Raw genomic sequence first — 19,158 nt, 5'->3', positions numbered from 1 at the left:
CCTAGCGCTTACTACTAACTTCAGGCTGTCCTTTCTGAATCAAATCAACTATACCACGCCGTAATTCATCAACAGTTAGCATCTGGTTCGAACGCATCAATTCTGAAATCGCTGCTGTTTCTGTATCTTGATGGCTGGTTGCAACTGCCAAGACTTGATTGTTTTTCAGATAAAAAACTATAAATTCCTGTTTTTGTAAATCCCCATCTACAATTATTTCATCCCAACTTTCGGCGTGTCCGATGTAGCGCAACGGAAAGTCGAATTGCATTGTCCAAAACAAAGGAAGCCCTCTAAATTTGACTGCTTTCCCTGTCATGTTCTGAGCGGCAATTCGTCCCTGCTGTGCTGCGACTCGCCAATGTTCGACGCGAATCGATTCATTTGTCCGCCAATCAGGATAACAAGCAATGTCACCTGCGGCGTAGATGCCATCACCTGCACGCAAGTATTCATCAACAACAACACTGTTATCTTTGGGATGCAAATCGATACCCTGAAGAAAGTCTGTTGCAGGCTGTACGCCAATTCCGACAATTACTATATCTGCTTTTAAGCGATCGCCATTATCTAAAATTACAGCTTCAACCTTGTCGCTACCCTCAAATTGCACCGCTTTTCGCTCAAATTTAAAGGAAACGCCCTTTTCCTCATGGACTTGCTGAAATAGTTTGCCAATTTCTTCGCCCAGGATTTTCTTAAAAGGTACAGAATCCGGTGAAACAACAGTTACTTCTAAGCCATGTTGCCTCAGCCCAGCTGCCGCTTCCATACCGATAAAACTGGAGCCAATGACTACCGCTTGTCCTTTTTGCTTGCTGATTGTCAAGATGCGATCAGTATCATTAAAACTGCGTAATGTCAAAATGTTTTGCAAGTCTGCACCGGGAATATCTAACTGGCGTGGTTTTCCTCCTGTTGCTACTAGTAAGGCATCATAGGTTAATGAATCACTAGACGTTCCGGCGTCGCTATCGGTAAAGGTAATCGTTTTATTCGTGGTTTGTACCTGTTCAACTCGCTTGTTCAACAGTACTTCAATCGCGTGTTCTTTAAAGAAATCAGGCGATCGCAAGGGCATTTCCTCTGCGGATGTCTTACCAATGAAGTAGTCTTTAGTCAGCTTGGTGCGATCGTAGGGTAGCCTGTTATCTTGAGTAATCATCACGATTCGCCCTTGATATCCAGCTATTCGCAATGTTTCTGCGGCATGGACACCTGCCGCTCCTGCACCTAAGATGACAAATGTCCGCCCATCAACATTAGGGTCGAATTGCGCCATTGCGGGCGATCGTAATCCGTTAGTTTCCTCTGGTACGCTGACAATGACATTTTCACCTTCAATGCGTACTTTATAACAAGCTAAAGCATCCAAACCAGGTGGCTCTTGTTGGTCGCCAGTTGTTACGTCATAATAGGCATTGTGCCAGGGGCAAACAACATGATGTCCACTCAGTACCCCCTCAGCCAGTGGCGCTTTATAATGAGTGCAGTGTGCGCCGACAGCATAATACTTTCCATCTATACGACTTAATAAAATTTCTGTCTCGCCGACAGACACTTGTCGCATTTCGCCATCATTTAGATCGTTGATGTTACCAACAACTGCTTCTATCTGTTTCATAATCAACTTTCAAATTAAGAATGAGAGTTATACCAATTCTTTCAAATTTGATCACATAATATTAGTCTGAGTTGGGCTACAAGGTTTTACACCATTTCATTACGAATTGATATAACAATAAATAACTGGCTTACTGTTAGTTTCTCAAACACCTCCTTTGCTCACAAACTTACAATCGACCCACCATCTACCCGATAATTAGAACCAACCACAAAGCTTGATTACTCAGAGCAAAGGAATGCAATCACAGCTGCAACTTCTTCTGCTTTCCCACGTCGTTCAATTTCGATGTTCCACATTTTACTTTATGTCACAAAGTCTGATTTTTTCAACTTGTCAATGGTATATCTCTTAAGATGATAAATTCAGCCTTTAGACATAGATAAACTTAAAAAAATTGTTCTTGATGAAAAATTGGAAAAAAACTTGATAAGAGATGGATTGCCATAACCTTGAGTTACAGCGGTGTTGCCAATCAAAAAAATTTAGCTTCTACCCAAGGGATTAATTGTTGTTTATGTCTAAAGAGAGGCTAGTATTTTATTTAAGTTTTATTTTTGTTTATATATTATGTAAATTAAGCATATTTAATATTTATAAAAATGCGGAAAAATTTTATAAATATTACTTTTTAAATTGGTATTAACTTGAACCTGCCATTGATCGCCAGTAACCAAGTTAAATAACAGGAGATTCTTATGCCTGAAGCCATTGAGATTTCTGACGATCGCATCTGTGCCTTAGTACGCCCAGGTGCTTCACTGCAAAAACTTACAAACGGTGCAGTCCATAGCGAAGGCCCTGTTTACTTCCACGAAGATGATAGTGTTGTGTGGAGCGATGCTCACGGCAACCGCCTGTTGCACTGGAATTCTACCAACAACGTTAGTGTTATACGCGACCCATCTGATTACCAAAGCGGTAATTACCGCGACTTGGAAGGTCGTCTAGTTGCTTGTTCTTCTGGACTGCGTGCTATTATCCGACGCGAACACGATGATGAATGGAAGGTTTTAGTCGATCGCTATCAGGGTAAACGCCTGAATAGTCCAAATGATCTAGTAGTCAAAAGTGACAACACGATTTGGTTCACCGATCCCCCTTATGGGATCACCGAACCAAACCAAGGCTACGGCGGCGAACAGGAACAACCTGGAAGTTATGTGTACCGCTTTAACCCTACGACTGGTGAGATTTATCCTGTAGTAACGGATATGGTGCGCCCGAATGGGCTGGCTTTCAGTCCAGACGAAAGTTTATTGTATGTTTCAGATACAGCTGCGTTTAATATTCCTGGCGGGCCTCATCATATTCGCGTCTACGAAGTTGTAGATAATCGCCATGTCAAAAATGGGCGTGTGTTTGCAGTCATCGATCCAGGACAACCGGATGGATTTCGGGTTGACGAACATGGCAATATTTTTATTAGTTCTGAAGACAGCGTACAGGTATACGCCCCAGACGGAACTAAGCTAGGAAAAATTCTTATCCCGGAGACAAGTACTAACCTAACTTTTGGTGGTAAGGAACGCGATCGCTTATTTATCACAGCTGGTCATTCTTTATATGCTATCGACCTTAATACCCGTGGTGTACAACTATGATTTATCAATTTGGGCTGGGTGTAGCGATCGCCTTTTTTCTGGCTGCATTTAGTTTCCCCCAACTAGGCCCACACTTATTGAGTTCACTCTCTTTTGTGTATTCTGACGGATTTCCCGGATTGGCACTTTTGCTACTCAGAGTCAGTGTTGGCTGGTTGTTTATCCTACACGGATATCCCAAGATAACGCATCTGCAACAGTGGGCTGATGCTCTAAAAACGCCTGTCTTTCTTTGCTTTTTATCGGCTGCATCGATGTTAGGTGGCGGAATTTTTCTAATCATTGGATTCCTGACACTCTTATCAACTTTCCCAATTCTCTGTTCAATGATTTTTGCGATATATTTAGACATTTCTGGAAGTAAGCCTTTTGTCGCCCAAGATCCATACTTAATTCCTGAACAAGAGTATAAAGGCCCTTTAGGAAAAGGTGAACCGCCAAGTTGGGAAAAAGCGTTTATGTACTGCGTTATGCTGATTGCGATCGCAGTTTTAGGCCCTGGTGCTTATTCACTTGATGCTTTAATTTTTGGACGCTGAAACAGACATTATTTATCAAGACGCTTGGCTTTATGAAAAATTGAAGGCTAGAATTTATTTCCTAGCCTTTTGTCTTTAAGACATTTTGCAATCAGGATATTAGTAAACCATTTTATTTAAGAGCGGCTAAAGTCCGGCGTCCAATTATTCCGTCTGCTCTTAATCCTTTAGACTTCTGAAATTTCATCACTGCTACACGAGTCTTACCATCAAAGACACCAGTCACACTTGCTGTATAAAATCCTTGTTGCTTTAAAGAATTCTGAGCATTTTTCACTGTTTCTCCCCTGCTGCCTACTGTTAATACAGTACCAGTATTACGCTTTGCCATATTATTGGACTTGTGCATAGTACTAGCCTTATGCATTGCATTAGGCTTTTTCATAGTATTGCCTGGCTGAGGATTTTGGGCAATGTGAGTAGCAGTAGCCGTTGTATTTTGGCTTTTATTATTAGTTAAAGAGTAAGCAGGCAAAGCAGCCGCTAGAGTCAAAGCAGGGAGCAAAGCAAGTATTTTCCAATTCATCTTCTTGTTCCTTCCAACTGTATGAGATTTTGCAATTTCTATTTGAAGAGTCATCTTTATATAAGGGACTGCACCTTAAGTAATTCTCTTCTGTAGATTCTGTATGTGGGTTGAGTCTGAGACTATTTCCCAAGCCAGAGCTATAGCATTACACGTTGTATTGACAAAGCTATTGCAAAATTGTGACAAAAGGATGACTAAATGTATTAAAATTTATGTCGCCCGAAATTGCGCCCTGATTTATGAAAATTTCCCTAATATCATTCTGCAATGAGTAAAATTGTATGTTTGTCAGGATCTTTTATTAAATAACCTTGCTTATGAGAAAAAGAGCTATCTACAATCGGTATCTGATTCTGCCGTAGCTTATCTATTAGCTGCTCAATATCATTGGTAACAAGCTCAATTTGTACACTTGCAATATCGCAACTTTTCCAGTCACTTGGTATCGGACGGCCCTTTCCAGGCAAAATGTAGTCTAACAATTCAATTCCTACACCATTTTCAACTGGTTGCAGTGCTGTAATTCTCACTTTCGCTCCTGGTAAGTTATCCAAGCGAGTTTGAGTTGCACGCCAGTTGAGACTGCGACTATCAATTTGCATTCCCAGAAGGTCGCAGTAAAAGTGTAGACTTTGCTCGGTGTGAGAAACTGCGATCGCACTATGATCGATTCCCAAAAACAAGCTATGACTGTTTTGATGCCATTTATCTTTACCTTTATCAGGCGGAAACCAAATTAACTCTAAATCATGACCATCAGGGTCTTTAAATTTAAAGGCGCGGACACCACCAGATGTTTCATTATCAGATAAGATTGTCTGCGGTGCAACTGAAATTGATTCAATCGGAAATGAACGTAAGTGAGCATAAGCGCGATCCATATCACTTACTACAATTGCGAAATGTTGAAACCACAGGTCATTACTTTGTGAATCGCTGGGAATGGGTTTACCCTGAATATTGAGATACTCTATCAACTCGATAAATTCATCTCCAAGTTGTAAGGTCACAATGCGAACTTTTGCTTCGGTTACATCTTCTGTGCTGAAATTGTGCCCTTCAACAGTAATATCAGAAACTAGTTTAAAGTCCAGTGCTTCTTGATAGAAATTTAAAGAGCGATCGCAGTTTGTTACTGTTAACCCAATAGCTCGAATTCTTTGCACCTGTTTCTTACTATGAGTAGGCATAGTCATCAATAAAAGCCCCTTTTATCCTTCAGTCTCTAATCTTTTTTCTCTTCATTTCCCAACATTTTCAATAATTTTCTTGCAGCTAAAACGCCTATAACTCCTGCACCAACCACTTCCACCGCTTGAACAACTTTTTTGCCTACATTATTAGGGTCAAGGTGATGGTGAAAAATTTCTTCATCCAGCCAATCACTAGCAGCTTTGAAATCATGAATTGGAGTTGGTAATAGCGTTAAATAAGTGCCTTGACGGATTAAATGCCCGGATTCGCCTGTAATTTCCAAAACGTTAAAAATATTAGCAGCAGCATCATTTAACCCTAATTTTAAGAGAGTTCCGCGTATATTTACCCTTGCTGGTTTGAGGTCTTCGCCCAACGCTAATGCTTTCAAATTTTGGGCAATATTGGCTCCTTGCTGATAAGCAACTTGGGCTGTTAGCGGCAGTGATTTATTCTCAACGGCTGCACAATCTCCGCCTGCAAAGACTTCTGGAAAGTCAAGTAGTTGCATTGTAGGAGTAACTATGGGGCGATCGCGACGATCCCGATGTTCTTGGGAAATTGGTAAATCTTTAATCAGTGGATGAATAGAAGTACCAGCTGTCCAGACTGTGGTGTACGTTGGTAGTGTATTAACTTGATTATTGCTCTTATATTCAATTGCATCAGGGTGAACAGCAGTAGCTTCTGCTCCCATAAGAATTTCAACTGCTACAGTGCGCTTTTGTAATTCTTTCTCAGCAATTGGGCGTAGTGGATCGTTAATATCAGCATCAAGGATTTTTTGACCATGATTAAGCAGTATTACCCGAATTTCACGAGAATTTCCTCCCATAGCGCTATACCAATGTGGAAGTAAATCTGCTAGGGTAGCCGCCATTTCTACACCAGAAGCACCACCACCAACTATGACTATTGTTAGTAGTTTCCGGCGTTGTTCTATATCTTCTGTTTTGACTGCTTTTTGTAAACAGTCGCGTAAATGACGGTCAAGAGCGATCGCATCTTCTTGTGTCCAAAAAGGAAAAGCGTGTTCTTGGGCACCTTCAAGATGATGATAAGCAGTAACATTACCTAAACCTAAAACTAAATTACTGTAGTTGTAGGAGTTTCCCGAAGCTAATTTTATTTCTCGTTGATGCAAGTCTATTGATTGCACTGTATCTTGAACAAAGATGACACCGCTACCTTTAAGCAATTCCGAAAAACGCGGTACTACTTGAAAACTATCCATCTCACCATCGAAATACTCATAAAGTAATGGCTTAAAGCAAAAACGTTCATTTTTATCAATCAAAATTACAGAGCGAGGATAATGTTCGTGAGCTAGGTGTAAGGCTGTAAATAAGCCAGTGAAACCACCACCAACAATCACAGTTTGGTAAACTGGGCTGTTCATAAAATATCTCCAAAGTATTGTCAGATTATGATTTCGCCAGGATGTTAAGCATTGAAATCAGATTTTTTTGTTTGATGACGCACAGGTGCAAAGAAACAGTCAAAATTAAGACTTTTGCAAAAGTACAAATGACCAATGACAAATCTACTATATGAATATAAATAACGCAATTAAAATGATGCTGAGGAATAAAGCGAAAGCAATAGCGTATTCGACTCTACGACTAAAAAATCCCACAGCCGCAATTAGAGCGATCGCTAGCCCAATAATGCCAATATATTGCTCTTTTTGTAAACCTTGTGCAATGAGTGGGTCTTTACCTGGTGCGGGAGTTTCTTGAACTGCTTTTGGGGCGAGTTCTGATGCTGGTATATCTTGCAAGAATAAATTCATCAAATTACTCCTAAAAATACTTAGAATTTCTGAACATTTTTATGCTCGCCAAAGATAAATAAGCGAGAAAAGGAAGACCCAAACTACATCAACAAAGTGCCAAAATAAAGTTGTCGCACTTGTACCGAAGTGAGTCTTATTATAATTGCCTGGAATGAATGAGCGAATCAGCATGATTATCTGAAGCACCACACCAGCCAGAACGTGTAAACCGTGGAAACCTGTCAGCAAATAGAATGTGGAACCAACTAATCCTGTAGTAATCTTAAAATCAAGATTTTTCCACTCAATTAATAAACCAATTAAAAAGTAGGTTCCCATTGCGATCGTTATTAGCCATAGCCCGCGAAATTTACTAAGTTGATTATGCTTAAGAGCATTTTCTGCTGGTTGAATCACAAAGCTACTAGAAAGCAAAACTACCGTATTAAGAATCACAAGCTTAGACAATTCTGGGCCAGAAATACCGGGTGGTAGCCAGTTAGTAGTATTCAGTCGTAGAGCAACGTAAGTAAAGATAAAACTCAAAAAAATGATACTTTCTGACAACAGGAACACAGTAAATCCAAACATTCCTTTGCCATGATGATCTTCATGACTTCCGCCACCACTTGGCAGAAAGCGCTGTAACCAATTTGGTAAACGTCGCCGCCATTGGTCAAAACGGATCGGACTTTCATCTTTATGAATGTTGCCATGTTGCATAATTTTGGGCATTGGGAATTAAGAATTGGGCATTGGACATTGAGCATGGGGCATTGGGATTGAATCTTCAATTTTGAATTTTGTTAGCGCAGCGTTAGCGAGTCCGCGAGCGTCATTTTGAATTTTGAATTGATTTCTCCCCTGCTCCCCATTCCCTAGTCAGACTCACCATCATTAGAATTTTCCACGAATGAATATTTTGGATCGCCATAGTCGTAAGGAGGTCTGTTGACAACAGGAATCTCTTCAAAATTGTCTCGCGGAGGTGGTGAGGAAGTTGTCCATTCCAATCCCGTAGCGTGCCAGGGATTATCAACTGCTCTGACTCCATATAGCCAGGAACCGACAATGTTAGCAATAAAGGGTAGTGTCGATGCTCCCAGTAAGAACGATCCCAGGCTAGCGATAACGTTCCAACCCTGATACTGGGGATCGTAGGAGGAAATTCGGCGCAACATCCCTTGCAAACCTAATGGATGCATGGAGAAGAAAGTAATATTGGCAGGAATAAAGGTTAACCAGAAATGCAGCTTACCCCAACCCTCGGCGTACATCCTGCCAGTTATTTTGGGAAACCAGAAGTAAATTCCGGCAAAGATTGCCATTGTGATGGTATTAAAAACGATGTAGTGGAAGTGACCTACTACAAAGTAAGTATTATTGACGTGGATATCAAATGGGGTGGCGGCAAGCATCACACCAGTGACACCGCCAAAAATAAACATCACTGCACCTCCCATTGCAAATAGCATTGGTGTCTCTAGGTGCAATTTGCTCCTCCAGATGGTAGCAGTCCAAGCAAATGCTTTAACACCAGTGGGTATGGCAACTAACATTGAGGTGGCCATGAAGGTCATCCGCATCCAGTCGGGGGTAGCACTGGTAAACATGTGATGCACCCAGACGAAGATGCTGATTACAGCGATACCTAAAGAAGCAAGAGCAACTGACCGATAGCCAAATAGAGGATTACGAGAAAAGGCTGGTAGAACTTCCGCAATAATACCGAAGGCTGGTAGCGCCATGATATACACTGCTGGATGAGAATAGAACCAGAATAAATGTTGGTAGAGAATGGGATCGCCGTTTCCTTCAGGTTTAAAAAATTGTGTACCGAAAGAGAGGTCAAGCAACAGCAGTATCAATGCACCTGTCAAAGAAGGCAAATTAATCAGCTGCAACAACTGGGCGCTAAAAACTGACCATACAAAGACGGGCATTCTAAAAAATGTCATCCCTGGCGATCGCATCCAAAAGATTGTGGTAACAAAGTTGACAGCCCCCATAATTGAGGAGATGCCGATTAGTACTAGGCTAACTATCCAAATAAATTGACCGTTAATCAATTGATTCCCTGGAACTTGCAGACTAACTGGTGGATAAGACCACCAACCAGCTTGTGCAGTCCCGTTAGGTAGCAAAAAGCTAGACAGTAGTAGAAGACCGGCTGGTGGCAAAATCCAAAAAGAGATGGCATTGAGCAGGGGAAAAGCCATGTCCCGCGCTCCAATCATCAGTGGCACTAGGTAGTTAGAAAGACCTGCATTGAAGGGAATAACCCACAGGAAAATCATGATTGTCCCGTGCATGGTGAATAAACCGTTGTAGAGGGGGCGGTCAACTAAATTTGCTTCCGGGGTGAGCAACTCAGCCCGGATGATCATCGCCAACAGTCCACCGAGAAGAAAGAAAATGAAGGTCATTACCATGTACTGAACACCAATTACCTTATGGTCGGTGCTGAAGCTGAGATATTCCCGCCAGCCATTCTCAGGTTCTCTATTCTTGGCTATAGCTTCACTCAAATTATGTGTCATTATTTATCTTCCTTTGATTGGCTATAGCTCTTTGAGTAGGTGTGACAGTGTGCCAGCCGCTTTTAAATAATGTCTTTGGTGGTTGGATATTTTCGGCAACTGCTTGATTTGGAGCATTCCCACTTTCGCTAGACACCGTTTGCGCGAGCCACTGATTATACTTATCAAGGGATTCAACGTATACATCTGCCTCCGTCAAGGCGAAGTAAGTACCACTAAATTGAGAATCTTTCAGTCGATATTTGCCTGGGCGAATGGGTGTTAGCACAATGTCAATGTTACGCCCTGGAACAATATCCTGTTTTAAGCGAAACTCAGGAACGTAGAAACCGTGAATTACATCCTGTGCTTGCATATTTAAGCGAGTGCTGCGATTGATCGGCAAATGTAATTCCTTACTGGTAACATTATTTGGATAGCGAAAAGACCAATCTGACTGCTTAACGAAAACATCTATTGTTTCAGATGCAGGTTTGGGAGCATCGCTAACGGTTGCAGCGTAGGCGGGTGCAGATTCTAAGGGCGCGTGCAAATGCACAATTTGGTTTAGACCGAGAATATTTAATTGCTGATAAATGTTGAAGCTTTGAAAGGCAATCCATACTACTAACAAAGTTGGCGTCGCTGTCCACAATATTTCTAGCTTCCCGTTACCTCTAGAAGGGTGTCCCTCAGTGTAGTCTTCTGGAGGGGCGCGATGGAAAACTATGGCATACACAATAACACCAACCAGCCCCAGCAAGATGAATGCTCCAATTGAGACTAAAAAGCTAAATAAATCATCTACGCGTTGTGCTTCTGCTGTCGCCTGGGGAGGCATCCAAGAAAAAGCCTGTTGTCCAATCCACCGACTGACAATCAGCAGGACTGCGACATAAAACGCCATTAATACATATTCAAAAACACTAAACATCACAATTTCATGTAAGAGTACTTATTACTTGATAAGAAAAAAGGCAGGAGGCAGAGGGCAGGAGGCAGGAGAAAGATAATTTCATATCAGAGTGCTTATTGCTTGATAAGAAGAAAGGTAGGAAGCAGAGGGCAGGAAGAATAAAGGTACAAACCTTGCCCATTATGGGCAAAAAGTTAGAAATATTCTTTTCGATATGCATAGTACGAGAAAATATACGTCATTGCTCAAATCTTTTCTTTTCATGGAGAGGTTTCCTCCTGCCTCCTGCCTCCTGCCTTCGATTATTTGAGTAGTAAATTTGGGTTTTTACCTTCTTGGAGTAACTTCGCAGCAGTAATATGAATTCCAAACTCCTCTCCCAATTGCGCTCCCAAAGTTCCGTGAGCGTATAATATTGCCATGATTGCTATGCCTGCTAACAAGTAACTCCACTGCACCTGTCTAGAAGCATCCTTGCGCCAACGATAGCGTTGTAAACCCCTCCATACTGTCATAGCTGCGATCGCTCCCAACAGCAAAACGCCACCCAAACCATGCAAAAGTATTGTCCAACCAGCAGTTAACCCCCAAACGCTCTTTTGATCGATTGATGGATTTGCTAGCAGCAACTCGAAAAAACCAGCTGCAACCGTGAAAAAAGTGATAAAAGCTGCTCCTATGAGGTTATACCAACCGACATCAAAAAAACCAGAACGCAGGGTAGGCAGACCCAAAAATTTGAAGATTGGTTTTTCTAAAGCAAAAAGCGCTCCGGCAATATCAAAAACGATCGCAAGAATGAATAAACCCAATGTTAGATGCACCAGTTGCGGATGTATCGGAATCTCATAAGGTAATCCGTTAGCATTCAGCCTCAATCTCAACTGGTCAATCAGTTGCCAGTTCATGGCGAAACTCCCTGCTTCATTGCTTGCACAACTGGCTCGATGTGTAAACCATACACCCAAACTAGCTTACTCCCTAAATAGACTTGTAAGCACACTAGGCACACTAAAAACGTTGCAGCACCCAAGTAAGCAGGCGATACTTTCCGTGGGGTGCGTTTGCGAATCACGAAACGCCAAGCTGTAATGCCAACAACAATAGCCGCCAGTGACCAACCCATCAACGTGTGAAAATTCAGTGTTGGTTGGACTGCTGGGTAGATGTTCGCCAGACCTGCTTCAAACTGACCAAGAATTACCGCTATAAAGATAGCTGCTGAGGCTACAAACATATTCCAGAAACTCACCTCAAATAAACGGACGTTACGCGTGAAATAGCCCAGCACATCGCACACGAAAGAAAAAAGCACCATCGCGATTACAAAATGGACAACGACCGGGTGTAGAGGGTCAGGGTATGGTAAATTTTGGTTATTCAGAGACAGAGCAGGCATCGCTTTCTCCTTCATGGGTCTAAATATTATCTAGATGCGTTGCATGGAATTTCCATCCGCCTAACGCACCATTCATATTTTTAAGAATACTGTGCTAACGCCACAGATCAACCAATTAAAAAACATTGGAAACTTCCGATGCACTGAAATTCGTAAAGTAAATTTTGAAATAAAAAGTTTTTTTATACTTATTATTTTCCAAAAATTATTTTTCACGAATGTTTAAATTAAATAAAATAACTACATTTTTGATTTATATTATAATCTCAATTGGCATTTACAAAAAATACAAAATGATTATTTTTGATTAGATGCAATATTTGAAAATAGCCAATCTAATCAGACAATTGAGAGGCGGATAAGAAGTCTTTAACGTTTTTTATGGTTCTCTTAATTTAGGTCATTTTAGATTTTCAATTGATTGATTAACTAAAACATTTTACTTTTACCAATAACCTAACTTGCCTTGAATATACCATAAATTTTTCTTATTAAGATTAATATAAGCTGGAAAATTCCAATTTTGCAAATCTTAATAAAGAACAACATCCTGTGGTCATAGAAATGACAAATGATTGAAATATTTTTTAGTAAAAAATATGTTATTTATCTTTCTCTAGATAGATTATAAAAATACTAGAGATTCTTAATATCGTAAAAAGGTTTTGCTTTCTTAATCACATAATTAACTGAATCTTAAAATTTAAATAGCAAACTAATGCTACAATGCTACGCCCAGAAAGCAAAAATATCATGAAAGCCTTCCAAATATTCAGAAACTCACAACCAATACAAGCTTTAAAAATATCAAAAGCATTATGAGCTATTCCCCTTACCTGCTCAAAGGTCAAAAAGCACTTGTGACAGGTGCTAGTTCTGGCATTGGTGAAGCGATCGCTCGCTATTTAGCTTTCTCAGGTGCAGCAGTAGCCGTCAATTATCATTCGGAAGCTGAGTCAGCTCAAAAACTTGTTGATGAGATCAAAGCAGCTAATGGTGAAGCATTTACTATTCAAGCTGATGTCAGCAAAGAAGACGAAATAAAGGCGATGTTCAGCCAGACAATCGAGCAATTCGGCACTATTGACATTTTAATAAACAATGCTGGTCTTCAAAAAGATTCACCGTTAGTAGATATGACCCTTGACCAATGGAATAGAGTTATTGGAGTGAACCTGACAGGACAATTTTTGTGTGCGCGGGAAGCTGCAAAAGAATTTCTGCGCCGGGGTGTACAGTATGAAATTTCATCTGCCGCAGGTAAGATTATTTGTATCAGTTCAGTGCATCAGGTAATTCCTTGGGCGGGTCATGTTAATTATGCCGCGAGTAAGGGTGGCATAAATATGATGATGCAAAGTATTGCTCAAGAACTTGCACCCCATAAAATTCGCGTCAATAGTATTGCTCCTGGTGCAATCAAAACTCCAATTAATAAATCAGCTTGGGATACTCCAGATGCAGAAGCAGAATTATTAAAACTGATTCCTGCAAAACGTGTCGGAGAGGTAGAAGATATTGCTAAAGCAGCAGTTTGGTTAGCTTCTGATGACTCTGATTATGTCTATGGTACGACACTATTTGTAGACGGTGGTATGACCTTGTATCCAGGTTTTACAGATAATGGTTAATTGACAATACTTAAAAAAGTTACTGTCAATCCTGGTTTAATAACCATCAACGATTAAATTTGGCTGTAGAGACGTTTTGGGGTGATGGCGCACAAACCCAGTGGGAAGTTACCCATCTGGATGGTGAATTAGAAGTTTCTGCATAATTATTATTTACTCTCATGGCATCTAATTCATCTCATAAAACTATATTTGCAGCGATGGGCGCTAACTTAGCGATCGCTATTACTAAATTTATTGCTGCCTCCATTACTGGCAGTTCCGCCATGATATCTGAAGGGATTCATTCGATTGTAGATACTGGCGATCAACTGGTGCTTTTGCTGGGAATTCGCAGGAGCCAAAAGCCAGCAGATGATAGCCATCCCTTTGGTTACGGTCAAGAACTTTATTTCTGGACTTTCATCGTTGCTATCCTGATCTTTGCCATTGGCGGCGGCATGTCAATTTATGAAGGAATCGCTCATTTAATTCATCCTAGCCCTTTAGAAAATCCAAAGTGGAATTATATTGTGTTAGGTATTGCAATATTATTAGAGGGTTTTTCTTGGACTGTAGCTTTAAAAGAGTTTTTGCCGACCAAGGGTAGACAAAATTTCTGGCAAGCAATCAAAAATAGTAAAGACCCCACAGTATTTACAATATTATTTGAAGATTCTGCTGCAATTTTAGGTTTATTCGTTGCCTTAATCGGAATCTTTTTAGGACATTTATTTAATAATGTTTATTTTGATGGCATTGCCTCGATTATTATTGGCATTATCTTGGCTATAGTAGCAGTGATACTGGCGAGAGAAAGTAAAGGATTATTACTTGGTGAAAGTGCTAATCCTCAAACTATAGCCAATATCCGCTCTTTGTCAAAAACTGAACCAGGAGTGCAAGAAGTTATACGTGTATTAACAATGCAGCTTGCTCCCCAGGAAGTATTACTCAACTTAGAAATTCAATTTTCTAAAAATTTGACAGGTGAGGAAATAGCATTAACAGTAGAAAGTTTAGAAATAAAAATTAGTCAAAAGCATCCTGAAATAAAACAAATTTTTATTGAAGCAAAATCCTTCACTGCCGCTCGCAGATTTTCACCAAATTAATAAGTTTTTAATCACATAAATATCAAATACAGAATTTTCCAAAAATCTTCAAAAATTATCGGTACAACAAAACAGTATGGCAAAAATTATTGGTCAAGCAGAAGCTTTTGGCTCGCCAGGTATTGAACCTCGATGGACTCAAGCGAATAAAGATGGAGTCGGAACAGCTTACTCTACCTCTAGTCGCATTTGGTTTACTATCTGGAATGGTGTTGTTACTGAAGTCTACCATCCTACAGTAGACAGACCTCAAATTCGGGATTTGCAGTATCTAATTTCTGATGGTAAAAGCTTTTTCCACGAAGAAAAACGCCATCTCGAAGCCAAAATGGAATCGATGTGGACTCATGGTTTAGGATACCGCATCACTAATTCTGATCCCCAAGGACGTTATGCCATAATCAAAGAAGTGATTGCCGACCCGCATTTATCCTGTATCTTACAGCACACAAAACTAACAGGAGAGAGCGATTTTATCTCCCAACTCCATTTATATGCTTTGTGTGCCCCGCATCTAGAAGTTGGAGGTATGGGTAATAATGGTTACGCTATAGAGGTTGCTGGGCATCGTATTCTGATAGCCGAGAAACAAGGAACATGGCTGGCGCTGGGTGCAACAGTTCCCTTTACCCGCCTTTCCTGTGGTTACGTCGGTAAAAGTGATGGCTGGACAGATTTAGCTGACAACTTCCAGATGGATTGGGAGTTTGATAGTGCTGTAGATGGCAACCTGGCTCTGACTGGAAAACTAAATCTAGATTGCACTAAAGAGTTTACTTTAGGGCTGGCATTTGGTACAAACCAGCACAATGCAATTTCTACACTATTTCAATCGCTCAATATTCCTTTTGAACATCAGAAGCAGCAATACAACGAACAGTGGGAGCGATCGCGCCGCAATATCCGACCCCTAGAAAATGTTTCATATAATGATGGGAAATTGTATCACAACAGCATTAGTTTGTTGTTAGCACATGAAGACAAAGCCTATCCAGGTGCTTTAATTGCATCCCTTGCGATCCCTTGGGGTGAAGCCAAAAACGACCAAGACCAAGGAGGATATCACCTTGTCTGGACGCGGGATATGGTAAGCAGTGCATCAGGTTTAGTAGCTGCTGGTGAAACAGAAACAGCAGTGCGATCGCTAATTTATCTCGCCACTAGTCAGCAGGAAGATGGCGGTTTTGCCCAAAATTTCTGGGTTGATGGTGAACCTTACTGGAAAGGTATCCAACTAGATGAGGTGGCATTTCCGATTCTGTTAGCATGGTTATTGCACCAGCAGAAAACTTGTTTAAAATTCGATATTTATCCGATGGTTTTGCGGGCGGCAGGTTATTTAGTTCGTAACGGTCCGGTTACTCAACAAGAACGCTGGGAAGAAAATAGCGGTTATTCACCATCAACACTAGCATCTAATATTGCCGCCTTAATCTGTGCTGCTCAATTTGTTCGTCAACGTGGAGATGAAGCAACAGCAAAGTTTATAGAAGAATACGCAGATTTTTTAGAATCTCACATCGAAGCTTGGACAGTAACTACTGAAGGAACTTTAGTTCCTGGGATCAAACGGCATTATATCCGAATTACTCCTTCAGATATTAATAATCCTCAAGCCGACGACAATCCTAACCAAGAAACTGTTTTCATCAGCAATCGACCAGCTGGTGAACCAGCAGAATTTCCGGCCAAGGAAATTGTCGATGGCGGATTTCTCCAATTAGTACGCTATGGAATTCGTAAACCAGATGACCCGATTATTGTTGATTCTGTCAAAGTAATTGATGCAGTATTGAAAGTAGATACACCCGTTGGGCCTTGTTGGCATCGTTACAACCACGACGGCTACGGTCAGCAAAAAGACGGAAATCCTTATGTCGGTTCGGGTAAAGGACGCGCTTGGCCTCTGTTGGCAGGAGAACGAGGACATTATGAACTAGCTGCTGGCGGGGATGTCAAAACATATATCAAGGCAATGGAAGGATTTGCTTCAGACACTTGTTTGTTACCAGAACAGGTTTGGGATGAGGCAGATATACCTGATATCTATATGTTTTTAGGAAAACCAACAGGTTCGGCCATGCCTTTAATGTGGGCACACGCAGAGTATATCAAGCTGCTACGGTCAACTGATGACGGACAGGTGTTTGATTTTATTCCAGAGGTGGCAAATCGCTATTTAGGCGAAAGAAAGCAGTGTAAATCATTGGAAATTTGGAAGTTTAACCGACAAATCAGCCAAGTAAAAAAAGGTCAGACATTGCGAATTGACGCTTTAGCATCTTTTCAATTGCACTGGTCAGATAATAATTGGCAAACCATACAAGATACGCTTTCTACTTCTACAAAGTTAGGAGTGAATTTTGTAGATATTTCTGTTTCTGATAACCAGCAACAGCCAATCAGCTTTACCTTTTTCTGGATTGAAAGCAGTAAATGGGAAGAACGCAATTATACAGTTGCAGTTGATTAGTAGTAATTATTGCAAGTTTTCAAAGTTTGTAGTCAGCACTTTAGTGCTTAGAAAATAAGAAATCTAGTGTTTACTCATACAATAAAAAAGAGCCATTTTTATGCAGAACAACTCATCAAATAAACCAACAATTGACTACTGGCACGTCTGGACTGATCGCAACGGTATAAGTCACCAATCCCGTTGTAAAATTGAGGACTTCATTGAAAAAGGCATAGCCCCAGATACTTCACCGCAGTGGCTTTCTAAGTTGAAACAGCCCGGTGCCACAATCACTTTCACTGTGCTACCTGTAGGATGGGTTGGCAACTGGCATGAGAATCCGAAACCTCAGTGGATAATCCCACTGTCGGGACGCTGGTTTGTGGAGACTATGGATGGACAGCGAGTCGAGATGGGCCCTGGCGAAATTTCATTTGGAGAAGATCAGAATACAAAAGCAGACGCGCAAGGTCATAAAGGTCACTTATCTGGAACAGTAGGCGATGCACCTGCTGTTTTGATAATGGTGCAACTTGAGGAGACTCCGACTATAGAGCAATCCTGTCGCTTCAGATAATGATGTGGGCAGTTAACTGACAGCCTAAAGGCGCTAGCTTTATCTAATTAAATAGTAACGAAAGATTAAGCATACCAAGTTAGTTTAAGTGATGGTGCAAAGTAATCTTTCTTAAGGCAAATAGAATAAAAGTGAAGATAGGGAGTAAAATATTTGAACAAATTAAAGCTGATTTGATTCAGAACAAATATATGTTTAGTATACTTTGGGGTATTGTTGTTATACTGGTTGCCTTTTGGGCATTAGGATTGACACTTCACATTGCCGGAAATCTAATTCACGCAGTGTTGCTTATAGCCATTGGCCTTGCTATCTATAACTTTTTCAAAGCGCGTGATGTGTGAATAAATATAACGTTTCCTAATCAGATGAGGTACATCATAGTCTCCTACTGGCTTGCAGGTAGGAGATTGAGGATATGGTTATTGTACCTCACTCATTATCTCTCAACCTTTAGCTCAACTTTTTCGGCAATTGCAAACAAATAATCTGCGTGATTGTTTTCATAACTTTTTGACAATTTCAGTAATATATCCTATATTGATATCTGCTGCTAGTTTTTGACACCCTGCGGCGATTTCATCAGCAGAAGCTAGCAAAGAAAACGTAGAAATTCCAGAACGGATATTTTCATCTAAATATATTTCAGGACAATATTTACCACTATATAAGAGGATGTTTGAAAAGTCCTCAAGCGTATGTTTCACTACCCTGGCTACCAAGAAACTGCTACCAGAGAATCGGAGTTTTGGGATTTGAGAGTGTACCCCTGAGTCATACTTGAGGCTCAAGCCAACCCTTTTCAAACAACCTCTAAAACAGGTCTTGCAAGTTTTTAGAAATAGAATAAGGTTCGATACTTACTGTGTTAAAATCTGCCTCATTGAGAGCATATCTAACCTCTTCTAAACTTGGCATTTGTTAAGCTGATTTATTGGAGGTAAACAGCTAATCGACCATGATATCAAGTTTTGAAGCTGGAGCAATCTCTGGTATTTCTTACACAAGCAATCGCCTGCTTCTCGATTCTTGACTTCAATTACCAAAACTGCTGCTATATTTACTTTCTATACTTTCACTCTTTTGTTAACAGGACTTACGCAAGTGTCACAAGCGATCGCTACCAAAAACTAGACCAACGATATAGAACCCATTTGACATCTTATGAGGTTTTGAATTAAGGTACTCCTGAGCATCTACAATCCAATTGGCTATTGACACCCTTGGGTTTCCCTTCTTTACACATTGCACTCGAGCCAATGTCTCGGATGATGCCGGATTAATTGAGATGCTTACTCTCAAC

Annotated in this window: 19 protein-coding genes; 7 read left to right on the top strand and 12 right to left on the bottom strand. The window is 40.6% G+C overall.

Annotated features, from left to right (window positions below; translation table 11 throughout):
• Nucleotide 1: 1 nt before the first annotated feature.
• Complete coding sequence (locus tag V7K56_RS35970; protein ID WP_334918799.1) at nt 2-1,624, bottom strand: FAD-dependent oxidoreductase; 1,623 nt, start codon at nt 1,622-1,624, stop codon at nt 2-4.
• A gap of 698 nt (nt 1,625-2,322) precedes the next feature.
• Between V7K56_RS35970 and V7K56_RS35965 the strand changes: the two genes are divergently transcribed.
• Nucleotides 2,323-3,228, top strand: a complete 906-nt coding sequence (locus V7K56_RS35965; RefSeq protein WP_334918797.1) for an SMP-30/gluconolactonase/LRE family protein — start codon at nt 2,323-2,325, stop codon at nt 3,226-3,228.
• On the top strand, nt 3,225-3,767 hold the full coding sequence (locus V7K56_RS35960; protein WP_334918795.1) for a DoxX family protein: 543 nt from the start codon (nt 3,225-3,227) through the stop codon (nt 3,765-3,767). Before V7K56_RS35965 ends, V7K56_RS35960 begins: the two co-directional genes overlap by 4 nt.
• A 112-nt stretch (nt 3,768-3,879) precedes the next feature.
• Here V7K56_RS35960 and V7K56_RS35955 read toward each other — a convergent pair whose 3' ends face one another.
• The 9 genes from V7K56_RS35955 to V7K56_RS35915 all read right to left on the bottom strand — a co-directional run bounded on the left by V7K56_RS35955 (nt 3,880) and on the right by V7K56_RS35915 (nt 12,098).
• Nucleotides 3,880-4,293 carry a peptidoglycan-binding domain-containing protein gene (locus V7K56_RS35955; protein WP_334918793.1) on the bottom strand — a complete coding sequence of 138 codons (414 nt, stop codon included), beginning with the start codon at nt 4,291-4,293 and terminating at the stop codon, nt 3,880-3,882.
• A gap of 260 nt (nt 4,294-4,553) precedes the next feature.
• Complete coding sequence (locus V7K56_RS35950; RefSeq protein ID WP_334918791.1) at nt 4,554-5,492, bottom strand: VOC family protein; 939 nt, start codon at nt 5,490-5,492, stop codon at nt 4,554-4,556.
• Between the two features lie 29 nt (nt 5,493-5,521).
• On the bottom strand, nt 5,522-6,889 hold the full coding sequence (locus V7K56_RS35945) for an NAD(P)/FAD-dependent oxidoreductase (RefSeq protein ID WP_334918788.1): 1,368 nt from the start codon (nt 6,887-6,889) through the stop codon (nt 5,522-5,524).
• A 147-nt stretch (nt 6,890-7,036) separates the two neighbouring features.
• The gene (locus V7K56_RS35940; RefSeq protein WP_334918787.1) at nt 7,037-7,282 is read right to left on the bottom strand and encodes a hypothetical protein; all 246 of its coding nucleotides are present in this window, start codon (nt 7,280-7,282) and stop codon (nt 7,037-7,039) included.
• A gap of 39 nt (nt 7,283-7,321) precedes the next feature.
• Nucleotides 7,322-7,987, bottom strand: a complete 666-nt coding sequence (locus tag V7K56_RS35935; RefSeq protein ID WP_334918999.1) for a cytochrome c oxidase subunit 3 — start codon at nt 7,985-7,987, stop codon at nt 7,322-7,324.
• 155 nt (nt 7,988-8,142) lie between these two features.
• Entirely contained in the window at nt 8,143-9,804 is a 1,662-nt protein-coding gene (gene ctaD / locus V7K56_RS35930; protein WP_334918785.1) for a cytochrome c oxidase subunit I, read from the bottom strand.
• Nucleotides 9,794-10,717 carry a cytochrome c oxidase subunit II gene (locus tag V7K56_RS35925; RefSeq protein ID WP_334918783.1) on the bottom strand — a complete coding sequence of 308 codons (924 nt, stop codon included), beginning with the start codon at nt 10,715-10,717 and terminating at the stop codon, nt 9,794-9,796. Before V7K56_RS35925 ends, ctaD begins: the two co-directional genes overlap by 11 nt.
• Nucleotides 10,718-11,001: 284 nt before the next feature.
• Nucleotides 11,002-11,607, bottom strand: a complete 606-nt coding sequence (locus tag V7K56_RS35920) for a DUF2231 domain-containing protein (protein WP_334918781.1) — start codon at nt 11,605-11,607, stop codon at nt 11,002-11,004.
• Nucleotides 11,604-12,098 carry a DUF2231 domain-containing protein gene (locus V7K56_RS35915; RefSeq protein WP_334918779.1) on the bottom strand — a complete coding sequence of 165 codons (495 nt, stop codon included), beginning with the start codon at nt 12,096-12,098 and terminating at the stop codon, nt 11,604-11,606. The genes V7K56_RS35920 and V7K56_RS35915 overlap by 4 nt, the downstream gene beginning before the upstream one ends.
• 818 nt (nt 12,099-12,916) lie before the next feature.
• On the opposite strand from V7K56_RS35915, the gene V7K56_RS35910 reads away from it, so the two are divergent.
• The 5 genes from V7K56_RS35910 (at nt 12,917) to V7K56_RS35890 (ending at nt 18,199) form a co-directional block, all read left to right on the top strand.
• A complete protein-coding gene (locus tag V7K56_RS35910; RefSeq protein WP_334918777.1) occupies nt 12,917-13,729 on the top strand; it encodes an SDR family oxidoreductase in 813 nt (270 codons plus the stop codon).
• A gap of 161 nt (nt 13,730-13,890) precedes the next feature.
• Complete coding sequence (locus V7K56_RS35905; protein ID WP_334918776.1) at nt 13,891-14,823, top strand: cation diffusion facilitator family transporter; 933 nt, start codon at nt 13,891-13,893, stop codon at nt 14,821-14,823.
• Between the two features lie 76 nt (nt 14,824-14,899).
• Nucleotides 14,900-17,296, top strand: a complete 2,397-nt coding sequence (locus tag V7K56_RS35900; protein ID WP_334918774.1) for a glycoside hydrolase family 15 protein — start codon at nt 14,900-14,902, stop codon at nt 17,294-17,296.
• Between the two features lie 100 nt (nt 17,297-17,396).
• Nucleotides 17,397-17,855 (top strand): cupin domain-containing protein, encoded by a 459-nt coding sequence (locus V7K56_RS35895; protein WP_334918772.1) that lies wholly within the window; start codon nt 17,397-17,399, stop codon nt 17,853-17,855.
• Between the two features lie 191 nt (nt 17,856-18,046).
• Nucleotides 18,047-18,199: a lmo0937 family membrane protein gene (locus tag V7K56_RS35890; protein ID WP_094351065.1), complete on the top strand. Its 153-nt coding sequence runs from the start codon at nt 18,047-18,049 to the stop codon at nt 18,197-18,199.
• Between the two features lie 159 nt (nt 18,200-18,358).
• Here the strand turns inward: V7K56_RS35890 and V7K56_RS35885 are convergent, their stop codons facing one another.
• Nucleotides 18,359-18,661 (bottom strand): hypothetical protein, encoded by a 303-nt coding sequence (locus V7K56_RS35885; protein ID WP_334918770.1) that lies wholly within the window; start codon nt 18,659-18,661, stop codon nt 18,359-18,361.
• A gap of 301 nt (nt 18,662-18,962) precedes the next feature.
• A partial coding sequence (locus tag V7K56_RS35880) for a hypothetical protein (protein WP_334918768.1) occupies nt 18,963-19,158 on the bottom strand: 196 nt, incomplete at its 5' end.

Source organism: Nostoc sp. (assembly GCF_036917535.1).
Classification (GTDB): domain Bacteria; phylum Cyanobacteriota; class Cyanobacteriia; order Cyanobacteriales; family Nostocaceae; genus Nostoc.
Note: the sequence above shows the minus strand (reverse complement) of the source record. Positions and strands in the feature narration are given on the sequence as shown.

Coding starts and splice junctions, on each gene's coding strand:
- V7K56_RS35970 (WP_334918799.1), bottom strand. CDS start 1,624: ATGAAACAGATAGAAGCAGTTGTTGGTAACATCAACGATCTAAATGAT.
- V7K56_RS35965 (WP_334918797.1), top strand. CDS start 2,323: ATGCCTGAAGCCATTGAGATTTCTGACGATCGCATCTGTGCCTTAGTA.
- V7K56_RS35960 (WP_334918795.1), top strand. CDS start 3,225: ATGATTTATCAATTTGGGCTGGGTGTAGCGATCGCCTTTTTTCTGGCT.
- V7K56_RS35955 (WP_334918793.1), bottom strand. CDS start 4,293: ATGAATTGGAAAATACTTGCTTTGCTCCCTGCTTTGACTCTAGCGGCT.
- V7K56_RS35950 (WP_334918791.1), bottom strand. CDS start 5,492: ATGACTATGCCTACTCATAGTAAGAAACAGGTGCAAAGAATTCGAGCT.
- V7K56_RS35945 (WP_334918788.1), bottom strand. CDS start 6,889: ATGAACAGCCCAGTTTACCAAACTGTGATTGTTGGTGGTGGTTTCACT.
- V7K56_RS35940 (WP_334918787.1), bottom strand. CDS start 7,282: ATGAATTTATTCTTGCAAGATATACCAGCATCAGAACTCGCCCCAAAA.
- V7K56_RS35935 (WP_334918999.1), bottom strand. CDS start 7,987: ATGCAACATGGCAACATTCATAAAGATGAAAGTCCGATCCGTTTTGAC.
- ctaD (WP_334918785.1), bottom strand. CDS start 9,804: ATGACACATAATTTGAGTGAAGCTATAGCCAAGAATAGAGAACCTGAG.
- V7K56_RS35925 (WP_334918783.1), bottom strand. CDS start 10,717: ATGTTTAGTGTTTTTGAATATGTATTAATGGCGTTTTATGTCGCAGTC.
- V7K56_RS35920 (WP_334918781.1), bottom strand. CDS start 11,607: ATGAACTGGCAACTGATTGACCAGTTGAGATTGAGGCTGAATGCTAAC.
- V7K56_RS35915 (WP_334918779.1), bottom strand. CDS start 12,098: ATGCCTGCTCTGTCTCTGAATAACCAAAATTTACCATACCCTGACCCT.
- V7K56_RS35910 (WP_334918777.1), top strand. CDS start 12,917: ATGAGCTATTCCCCTTACCTGCTCAAAGGTCAAAAAGCACTTGTGACA.
- V7K56_RS35905 (WP_334918776.1), top strand. CDS start 13,891: ATGGCATCTAATTCATCTCATAAAACTATATTTGCAGCGATGGGCGCT.
- V7K56_RS35900 (WP_334918774.1), top strand. CDS start 14,900: ATGGCAAAAATTATTGGTCAAGCAGAAGCTTTTGGCTCGCCAGGTATT.
- V7K56_RS35895 (WP_334918772.1), top strand. CDS start 17,397: ATGCAGAACAACTCATCAAATAAACCAACAATTGACTACTGGCACGTC.
- V7K56_RS35890 (WP_094351065.1), top strand. CDS start 18,047: ATGTTTAGTATACTTTGGGGTATTGTTGTTATACTGGTTGCCTTTTGG.